Here is a 9,170-nt window from a genome sequence, read left to right as displayed (position 1 = left end):
CTCGACTACGACCGCGCCGTCAAGAGCGACTACGGGCAGTGGCGCGTCGGCGTCTCGCCCGAGGAGGAGAACGACGACATGCCGAGCTACGTGTCCGTCGGCACGACCAAGGAGCAGCAGCTGCCCGCCGGCCAGTGGACCAACGTCAGCTGGCAGCACGACTACGCCGACTCCGAGCACCAGCACAGCGACGCGGGCGGCCCCAGCATCCTGTGGGGCTCCGCCCGCTACGCGCTGACCGCCGCCGTCACGGTCACCGGGGTGCCCGCGGGCACGCTGATCCAGGCCCGTACGGTCGAGGTCGACAGCAAGGACGACAGCAAGGTCACCGGCGGGCCCGTGCAGGACTACGTGTCGGCCGGCGACCAGACCCACATCGTGTACTCGCTGGGCGCCGACACCGTGGGCGACGGCTACCGGGTGCGGTTCCAGGTCGTCCAGCACGGCTCCGGCGCCGCGAAGGTCGCCACCGGAGGAAGCGCCAAGGTCTTCTTCTGGCGCTGATCCGCCCGGCGCCGCCCCGTTGAGCCGCGGCGTGTCGTCGTCATGAGGCGCTCATGGCAGCGGCACGCCGCGGCTCGATCTCAGAAGTCGTCGTTGGTGTAGGGGGCCAGCGGGACGGCGAGGGCGGCGTCCATGCGCGCGGCGGCGCCCGGCGTGTGCTCGGTGACCGCGCCGATGCACACCAGCGTGCTCAGCCTGGCGCCGCCGAGGTAGACGGCGCCGAGGTCCGCGACGTCCAGGGACAGGTCCGGCGGGTCGGCGGTGGGCGCGCAGCCGGGCGCGGGCCCGGTCGTCAGCCGCCACCGGCCGTGGTTGGCGGGGATGCGGGCGTCCGCGACGTCCAGCACGAACGCGTCGCCGGACGCCCAGGACCGGGCCCGGAGCGCGGCCGGGACGTCGACGAGCCGCAGCCACAGCGCGCCGTACTCCCCGGCCACCCGGACCTGGTCGGGGTCCGCGGCCATGTGCGGCAGCAGGTCGTCCACCGGGCGGCTCGGCGCCTTGATCCGCGAGGTCAGGTCGATCCCGGCGAGGTACCGCCACAGCGCCGCCTCGACCCGGGCGTCCGCGGCGACGAGGTCCTCCAGCCGGACGGTGCCGTGCCCCGTCCGGTAGATCGCGTAGCCCTCCGGGTGCACGACAACGCGCGGCTCGGTGAGCCGCTCGTCGCTCAGCTCCTCCTCGGGCAGGACGTTGCGGGACCACCACTCCGCGTCGCGCACCAGCCCGCCCGGACGGCGGGACAGGGCGGCCTCGTGGATCGGGCCGAGCACGGCGGGCGCCTCCGCGGGGTCGACCAGCCACAGCGGCCGCGGGTCGGGCTCGGTGCGCAGGTCCAGCGGGCGGGAGGTGTCGACCTCCAGCTCGGCGGCCCGGTCCGCGAGGCCGAAGCCGTAGCGCCCGTAGATCGCGCCCTCGGACGCCCACAGCACCGCGACCGGGCGGCCCGCGGCGATCGCGTCGGCGTGCATCCGCTCGATCATCGCCGACAGCACGCCGCGGCGGCGGTGCGTCGGCAGCACGCCGACCGCGGTGATCGCGGAGCAGTCGACGGTCCCGCCCGGCACGGCCAGCCGCATCGGCAGCGCGGCGAGCTGCCCCGCCCGGACGCCGCCGGACCAGGCGCCGATCCGCTCGGCGCGGCGCATCAGCCAGCGCCAGCGTTCCAGGTCGCGCTCGCGGATGCGCTGGTGGAACACCAGCCCGGAGAAGTCGATCATGCCGTCCAGGGCGTCCTCGGGGACGTCCCTGATCTCCAGATCGGTCATGCGCCCACGGTAACCAGCGCCCGCAACCGGTTTTCCGGAGGCGGGCGGTCAGCCCCTGACCAGCGTCGCGAGGCACTCCACGTGCTGGGTCATCGGGAACGCGTCGAACGCCCGCAGGGTCTCCAGCGTCCAGCCGCGCTCGCCGAAGTAGCCGAGGTCGCGGGCCAGGGTGGCGGGGTCGCAGGACACGTAGGCGATCTTGCGGCCGGCGAGCCGGGTGATGTGCTCGACGACGTCGCGGCCCGCGCCCGTGCGGGGCGGGTCGAGGACGACGACGTCGGCGCGGCGGACGCGCTCGCCCCGGTGGTGGCCGCCGCCGCGCTTGTTCTGCGTGCGCGAGCCGCCGGAGGCGCGGCCGAACTCCAGGTCGGCGATGATCTCCTCGACGGGGCCGCGCTCGATCGAGACGTTGTCCAGGTCGCGGAGGTTGAACCGGGCGTCCCGGACCGCCTGCCCGTCGGACTCGACGCCGACGACGAGGCCGTCGCGGCCGATCCGGTCGGCGAGGACGCCGGCGAACAGCCCGACGCCGCAGTACAGGTCGAGGGCGATGTCGCCCGGCTTCGGCTCCAGCGCGTCCACGACGGCGTCGGCGAGCAGCTGCGCGGCGCCCGGGTGGACCTGCCAGAACCCGCTGCCGCTGACATGGAACATCCGGCCGGAGACGCTCTCGCGGACGTACGGCGGGTTCGATCCCGGCTCCGGCTTGCCGCGCACCAGCCGGACCGGAACGTCCAGCCGGGGCACCCGGATCTTGCGGCGGTCCCGGCCGCGCAGCACCACGAGCCGGTCGCCGGTGGTGGCGGACACGATGCCCTCGACGCCGGACGCGCCGGGCCAGCGCTTGCGCTCGATGCCCATCAGCTCGACGCCGGGGTGCGCGATCAGGCACTCGTCGACCGGCTCGATGTCGTGCGAGCGGTGCCGGCGCAGGCCGACCGCGCCGCCGTCGACGGAGAACTGGACGCGGGTGCGCCAGCCGAGCCCCGGCTGCGGCATCACCTCGGCGTCGACCGGGTACGGGACCTCCTCGACGACGACCGTGCGGGTGATCCCGGCCAGCCGGCTCAGCTGCTCCTCGACGACCGCGGCCTTGAGGGCGCGCTGCGCGGGCAGCGAGGCGTGCTGCCAGTCGCAGCCGCCGCAGCGGCCGGGCCCGGCGAACGGGCAGGGCGGCTCGACCCGGTCCGGGGACGCCTCGATGATCTCGACGGCGTCGGCGCGCAGGAAGTTCTTGGTGCGGTCGGTGACCCGGGCCCGCACCCGCTCGCCGGGCAGCGCGTGCCGGACGAACACCACGCGCCCCTCGTGCCGCGCCACGCAGAAGCCGCCGTTGGCGACGTTGCCGATCTCCAGTTCGAGGATCTCGGGACCATCGGGGTCCGAGTCGGTGCCTCGCGAGAGGGACGTGCCCCCCGGGCCGACTCCGTCGGTTTCACTCACGGTCCGCAACACTACCGCCGGACGGGCGCGCTTCGACCCGCGGCGGACGGCGGGACGCGCCCGGCCCCGGCGGCTCCACCCGGCCCTTCAGCCGGTCGGAGGAGTGCAGCTGCCAGGCGACGCTGGTGACCATGACGCCCGGCTGGAACAGCAGCCGGCCCTTCAGCCGCAGCGCGCTCTGGTTGTGCAGCAGCTGCTCCCACCAGTGGCCGACGACGTACTCGGGGATGAAGACGGTGACGACGTCCCGGGGGCTGCGGCGCCGGACGCTCTTGACGTAGGCGAGGACGGGCCGGGTGATCTCCCGGTACGGGGAGTCGAGGATCTTCAGCGGGACCGGGATGTCGAGGGCGTCCCACTCCTCCTGGAGCCGGCTGGACTCCTCGGCGTCCACCGCGACCGTGACGGCCTCCAGCGAGGACGGGCGGGTCGCGCGGGCGTACGCCAGCGCGCGCAGCGTCGGCTTGTGGATCTTGGAGACGAGGACGATGGCGTGGTTGCGGGCGGGCAGCGCCACGTCCTCGCCGGACGGCACCAGCTCCTCGGCGACCCGGTCGTAGTGCCGGCGGATCGCCCGCATCAGCAGGAACAGCAGCGGCATCGCGATGCAGACGATGTAGGCGCCGAGCAGGAACTTGGTCAGCAGCACGACGATCAGGACGATGCCGGTCAGCGTGGCGCCGAAGGCGTTGATCGCCCGGGACGTGCGCATCCGCCGCCGCTGCGCCTGGTCGGTCTCGGTGGCGAGCAGCCGGTTCCAGTGCCGGACCATGCCGACCTGGCTGACCGTGAACGAGACGAACACGCCGACGGTGTACAGCGGGATCAGCCGGCTGACGGACGCGTCGTAGGCGTAGATCAGCAGCCCCGCCATGGTGGCGAGGATGATGATGCCGTTGCTGAAGGCCAGGCGGTCGCCCCGGGTGTGCAGCTGGCGGGGCAGGTACCGGTTCTGCGCGAGCACGGACGCCAGCACCGGGAACCCGTTGAAGGCGGTGTTCGCGGCGAGGAACAGGATCAGCGCGGTCATCGTGGTGACCAGCCCGAACCCGACCTCGAAGTTGCTGAACACGGTGTGCGCGACCTGCGCGATCACCGGGTCGGCGTCGGTGACCTCCCGGCCGGTGGCGGGGTTGATCAGGTGGCTGCCCTGGTCGGGCGAGGCGAACTTGGCGTGCGTGATGTAGGCGAACGCGGTCACCCCGCCGAACATCGTCATCGCGACGATCCCGAGCGCCAGCAGCGTCTTGGCGGCGTTCTCGCCCTTCGGCTTGCGGAACGCGGGCACGCCGTTGCTGATCGCCTCGACGCCGGTCAGCGCGGCACAGCCGGAGGAGAAGGCTCTGAGCAGCAGGAACACCAGCGCGAACCCGGCGACGCCCGTCTCGTCCCCGTGGATCTGGTAGTGCGCGGTCTCCGCGTCCAGGTGCGCGCCCGTCACCAGCCGGCCGAGGCCCCACACCAGCATGGCGACGATGGAGAACATGAACAGGTAGGTCGGGATCGCGAAGGCGACCCCGGCCTCCTTGAGGCCGCGCAGGTTCCCGATCGTGAGCAGCACGACGATGCCGATGGCGACGGCCACCTCGTGCGGCTGCATGAACTTCAGCAGCGCGCCGAGGTTCTCCACGCCGGACGACACCGAGACCGCGACGGTCATGACGTAGTCGACGAGCAGGGCGCTGGCGACGACCACGCCCCAGTTCCCGCCGAGGTTGGTGGTGGCGACCTCGAAGTCGCCGCCCCCGCTCTGGTAGGCCCGGACGTTCTGGCGGTACGACGCGACGACGGTGAGCAGGATCACCACGACGGCGGCGGCGACCCAGGGGGTGTAGTGGTAGGTCACGAGACCCGCGGCGGCGAGCGCGAGCAGGATCTCCTGGGGGGCGTACGCCACGGAGGACAGGGCGTCGCTGGCGAAGATCGGCAGCGCGACCCTCTTCTTCAGCAGCTGTTCGTGCTGCTGGGCGCTGCTGAGAGCGCGGCCCAAGATGAGCCGCTTCGCAAGGTCCGGAACCTTTGACACGGAAGGAGAGCCTAGCCCGTCCGCCGAACGCGCTTCCCCGGCCCCGCCTTCTGGGCCACCGGGTAGTGCTCGCCTGGGCGGATGTGTAGTTTTGCAGCCCGGCAGGGATCATTCAGGAAAGCGATCCTCGGGTGCAGCACGGCGTCGGCGGACCGGCGGCGGATGCCGTGCACGGCGCGGGGGGTACAGGGGGGACGTCCCCCTGGACGGAAGAAGGAACGGCCGTGCATATCGTGATCATGGGCTGCGGGCGGGTCGGGTCGACGCTCGCCCACATCCTCGAGGACAAGGGCCATACCGTGGCCATCATCGACCAGAGCCCGGAGGCGTTCCGCCGGCTGCGCAGCGGCTTCAAGGGCCGGCGCATCACCGGGTTCGGGTTCGACCGCGACGTGATCGTCGAGGCGGGCATCGAGAACGCGGACGCGTTCGTGGCCGTCAGCAGCGGCGACAACTCCAACATCATCTCCGCGCGGGTGGCCCGCGAGACGTTCGGCGTCGACAACGTGGTGGCCCGGATCTACGACCCCCGGCGCGCCGAGGTGTACCAGCGGCTCGGCATCCCCACGGTCGCGACGGTCCGCTGGACGGCCGACCAGATCCTGCGCCGGCTGCTGCCCGAGGGCGCCGAGCCGCTGTGGCGGGACCCGACCGGCGCGGTGCTGCTCGCGGAGCTGGACTCCGGGCACCTGTGGGTCGGCGAGAAGGTCGGGGCGCTGGAGGAGCACGCGGACTGCCGGGTGGCGTTCCTGTCCCGGATGGGCGAGGCGCTCGTCCCGGAGCGGAACACGGTGATCCAGGACGGCGACATCGTGCACATCATCGCGCGCGCCGACGAGGTCGAGCGGATCAACGCCGCCGTCGCGGCGCGGAACGAGGAGGGCGCCTGATGCGGGTCGCGATCGCCGGGGCCGGCGCGGTGGGCCGCTCCATCGCCCAGGAGCTGCTGGAGAACGGCCACGAGGTGCTCCTGATCGACAAGAGCCCGAAGGCCATCAAGGTCGAGATGGTGCCGCGCGCGGAGTGGCTGCTGGCCGACGCGTGCGAGATCTCCGCGCTGGACGACGCGGCGCTGGAGCGCTGCCAGGTGGTGGTCGCCTCGTCCGGCGACGACAAGGTCAACCTGGTGGTGTCGCTGCTCGCCAAGACCGAGTACGGGGTGCCCCGGGTGGTGGCGCGGATCAACCATCCGAACAACGAGTGGCTGTTCAACGAGTCGTGGGGGGTGGACGTCGCGGTGTCCACGCCGCGGCTGCTGTCGGCGCTGGTCGAGGAGGCCGTCAGCGTCGGCGACCTGGTCCGGCTGATGACGTTCCGGCAGGGCGAGGCGAACCTGGTGGAGCTGACGCTGCCCGACAACGCGCCGCTCGGCGGCGAGCGGGTCGGGTCGGTGAGCTGGCCGCGCGACACGGCGCTGGTGGCGATCCTGCGCGAGGGCCGGGTGCTGGTGCCGACGCCGGACGACACCCTCGAACCGGGCGACGAGCTGATGTTCGTCGCCAGCCAGGACGTGGAGGACGAGCTCGCCGAGCTGCTCGGGGGCCGGTAGGCCGCTGGGAGCGGAGGGGGCGGGCCGGACGGCCCGTCCCCTCGCCGCGGTCGGCGGCGGGCCGTGGCGGGCGGTGTGGGGTGCGGTGGTTCAGAGCGCGGGGGCCGGTGGTTCAGGCGCGCTCGGGCTCGTCGGCGTCCTCGCCGGCGGGGAGCGGGGTGCGGCCGCGGGCGAGCAGCCACACCATCGTGGCGAGCGCGGCGACCTGCAGCGGCCAGCCCATGACGATCTTCGCGGGGCCGAGCAGCCCGCTCTGGTCGCCGGCGGCGAGGTAGATCGGGTACTGCACGGCGACCCGCAGCGCGCACGGCAGCACCAGCAGCCAGGTCAGCCGGGAGCACAGCCGCACGATGCCGGGGTCGGACCGCCAGGCGGTCGGGTCGCCGGTGACGGAGCCGATGATGAACCCGACGATCGGCCACCGCACCACGATCGAGAAGATCATCGCGGCGGCGTAGCCGGCGTTCAGCATGATGCCGGGCAGGAACGCGTCCTCGGCCTTGCCGGAGCGCAGCGCGAAGAACGCCGCGATCGCGATGCCGACGAGGCTGTTCAGCACGAACTGGACGCTGGTGCGCTGCGCGACGCGGAGCGCGAGCAGCACCACCGCCGCGCCGATCCCGACGCCGACGGCGAGCTTGATGTCCTTGGCGGCGACGTAGGTCGCGGTGAAGCCGATGGTGGGGACGGCGGCCTCGATCATGCCGCGGACGCCGCCGAGCGCCTTGCTGAGCTGGGCCCGCACGGCGGCCTCGACGGTGTCGTGGGCGTCGCCCGGGGCGGCGGTCGCCCCGGAGGACTCCGTCACGGTGGCGGGCACCGCGTCGGGCGCAGGGGCGTGCGCGGGGCCGCCGGGCGCCGCCGTGGGGTCACCGGTGGCGGCCGCCGTCTCTGTCGCTTCCCGTTCGCTCACATCGCACTCCAGGCCGTATCGCTGCGGGGCGACCTCGCGTCCCCGGATCCGCCCCACGCGTCCGCGCCGGGCGGGATCAGGAACCGCCGCGCAGCTCGTACCGCGGGTTGAACATGACCTTGCGCCCGTCCTGGACGCTGACCAGCCCCTCGGCGCGCAGCCGGCGGCCCGGGTCGATGCCGGCGATGCGCCGCCGGCCGAGCCAGACCAGGTTGATCACGTCGGTGCCGTCGTAGAGCTCGGCCTCCAGCGCGGGGGCGCCGCCCCGGGGCCGGAGGGTCACCGTACGCAGCGTACCCGCCACGCAGTGCCGCTTGCGCGCCGAACATGCGGTGATGGGGGTGGCGCCCTCGTCACCGCTCGTCTTCTGCAGCTCCTCGGCTTCGAGCTCGGCCTTGCTCGACGCCATGCGCCGCAGGAAGCGCCGCAGGCCGCCCTTGCCCCGTTCCGGCGGGGCCGGGTCGGTCTCCGGGGAAGTGCGGGCCGAAACCTCGTCCATAAGTGGAAGCGTATGGCATCCCGGTGTGAATCGGACCGGTCGGCCCGCCTGGTTGTGCGGCCCGTCTCAGGCGGCGGCGAACCGGACGGCGGAGACGGCGACCACGGCGGCGGCCGCGACGCCGTAGCCGGCGGCGGCGAGCGCGACGACCCGGACGCGGCGCGCCTCGGTGGATCCGGTGAAGGTCAGCAGCCAGGCCAGCGCCGGGAGCACCAGGACGGCGTGCATCGTGACGAAGTGCGCGGGCTTCAGGGCGGCGGCGACGTGGTAGGCGGCCTGCTGGTGGCCGGTCTGCGCCTCGGCCACTCCCCTGGCGATCATCGCGGCGCCGGACGCCAGCGCGACCATGAGCGCGGCGAACCCGGCGCGCAGCGCGAGGCGCATGCTCGGGGCGGTGCCGGGGTTCGCGCGGAACGCGGCGACGGTCAGCGCGACGAGCGTGACCACCAGGACGGCGCCGCCGACCGCCAGCGTCCGCGAGACGGCGGTGTCGAACGGCGTCTCCATGTTGAAGTGGGACGGGACCTTCCGCCACGCCTGGAGGGTGATCAGCGCGACCTCGGCGACGCAGTCGGCCGCGAACACCCCGAGCAGGACGCGCCGGGCCCGCTCGCCGAGTTCGAGGTGGGAGCCCGCCCAGGCGATGGTGATCAGCGTGAGCCCGAAGGACAGGCCGAAGGTGACGGGCTTGCGCCACGAGACGGGCCCGGTCCACGGGCCGCCGTCGACGGCGAACACCAGCAGGTGGGCGAGGCCGCCGAGCATCAGCAGCCCGCCGACGGCGTAGCAGGCGCGCTCGACGCGCCGCCCGTCCGTCCAGATCCCGGCGATCGCCGCGCGCATCGCGGCCGCCGGCGGGCGCCCGCCGCGGACCGCACCGGCCGTTCCGTCCATGGCCGCCTCCAATGAGTGAGTGCTCACCCAGCTTACCTCGCCTCCACCGCGTACGGCGAGTCGGGGGCCCGGGG

General features: G+C 73.5%; 8 protein-coding genes and 1 pseudogene. 3 read left to right on the top strand and 6 right to left on the bottom strand.

Going from position 1 to position 9,170, the window contains the following annotated elements; genetic code table 11:
- A pseudogene (locus tag ABT299_RS51590) lies at nt 1–504 on the top strand (hypothetical protein); the annotation flags it as partial.
- 80 nt (nt 505–584) lie between these two features.
- Here the strand turns inward: ABT299_RS51590 and ABT299_RS51585 are convergent.
- The 3 genes from ABT299_RS51585 to ABT299_RS51575 all read right to left on the bottom strand — a co-directional run bounded on the left by ABT299_RS51585 (nt 585) and on the right by ABT299_RS51575 (nt 5,241).
- Entirely contained in the window at nt 585–1,772 is a 1,188-nt protein-coding gene (locus tag ABT299_RS51585) for a GNAT family N-acetyltransferase (protein ID WP_500255349.1), read from the bottom strand.
- A 48-nt stretch (nt 1,773–1,820) separates the two neighbouring features.
- On the bottom strand, nt 1,821–3,137 hold the full coding sequence (locus ABT299_RS51580; protein ID WP_500255350.1) for a class I SAM-dependent RNA methyltransferase: 1,317 nt from the start codon (nt 3,135–3,137) through the stop codon (nt 1,821–1,823).
- 70 nt (nt 3,138–3,207) lie between these two features.
- A complete protein-coding gene (locus ABT299_RS51575) occupies nt 3,208–5,241 on the bottom strand; it encodes an APC family permease (RefSeq protein WP_387028603.1) in 2,034 nt (677 codons plus the stop codon).
- Between the two features lie 224 nt (nt 5,242–5,465).
- Between ABT299_RS51575 and ABT299_RS51570 the strand changes: the two genes are divergently transcribed.
- Both ABT299_RS51570 and ABT299_RS51565 read left to right on the top strand, forming a co-directional pair.
- Nucleotides 5,466–6,131 (top strand): potassium channel family protein, encoded by a 666-nt coding sequence (locus ABT299_RS51570; protein WP_151545914.1) that lies wholly within the window; start codon nt 5,466–5,468, stop codon nt 6,129–6,131.
- Nucleotides 6,131–6,790, top strand: coding sequence for a potassium channel family protein (locus tag ABT299_RS51565; RefSeq protein WP_151545913.1), 660 nt, complete (start codon nt 6,131–6,133; stop codon nt 6,788–6,790). Before ABT299_RS51570 ends, ABT299_RS51565 begins: the two co-directional genes overlap by 1 nt.
- Nucleotides 6,791–6,902: 112 nt before the next feature.
- On the opposite strand, the gene ABT299_RS51560 is transcribed toward ABT299_RS51565, so the two are convergent.
- From ABT299_RS51560 to ABT299_RS51550, 3 genes are all read right to left on the bottom strand, one after another.
- Nucleotides 6,903–7,703 carry a DUF3159 domain-containing protein gene (locus tag ABT299_RS51560; protein ID WP_500255348.1) on the bottom strand — a complete coding sequence of 267 codons (801 nt, stop codon included), beginning with the start codon at nt 7,701–7,703 and terminating at the stop codon, nt 6,903–6,905.
- Nucleotides 7,704–7,779: 76 nt separating this feature from the next.
- On the bottom strand, nt 7,780–8,202 hold the full coding sequence (locus tag ABT299_RS51555; protein WP_173095319.1) for an OB-fold nucleic acid binding domain-containing protein: 423 nt from the start codon (nt 8,200–8,202) through the stop codon (nt 7,780–7,782).
- Nucleotides 8,203–8,268: 66 nt separating this feature from the next.
- Nucleotides 8,269–9,096 carry a hypothetical protein gene (locus tag ABT299_RS51550; RefSeq protein ID WP_500255347.1) on the bottom strand — a complete coding sequence of 276 codons (828 nt, stop codon included), beginning with the start codon at nt 9,094–9,096 and terminating at the stop codon, nt 8,269–8,271.
- Nucleotides 9,097–9,170: the final 74 nt, after the last annotated feature.

The sequence above is a fragment of the Spirillospora sp. NPDC000708 genome (assembly GCF_040299565.1).
Taxonomy (GTDB): Bacteria; Actinomycetota; Actinomycetes; order Streptosporangiales; family Streptosporangiaceae; genus Spirillospora.
The sequence above is the reverse complement of the archived record's forward strand: the minus strand, read 5'-3'. Positions and strand labels throughout refer to the sequence as shown.

Excerpts from the sequence above, each read along its gene's own strand:
- ABT299_RS51585 (WP_500255349.1), bottom strand. The coding sequence starts at position 1,772 with ATGACCGATCTGGAGATCAGGGACGTCCCCGAGGACGCCCTGGACGGC.
- ABT299_RS51565 (WP_151545913.1), top strand. The coding sequence starts at position 6,131 with ATGCGGGTCGCGATCGCCGGGGCCGGCGCGGTGGGCCGCTCCATCGCC.
- ABT299_RS51555 (WP_173095319.1), bottom strand. The coding sequence starts at position 8,202 with ATGGACGAGGTTTCGGCCCGCACTTCCCCGGAGACCGACCCGGCCCCG.
- ABT299_RS51550 (WP_500255347.1), bottom strand. The coding sequence starts at position 9,096 with ATGGACGGAACGGCCGGTGCGGTCCGCGGCGGGCGCCCGCCGGCGGCC.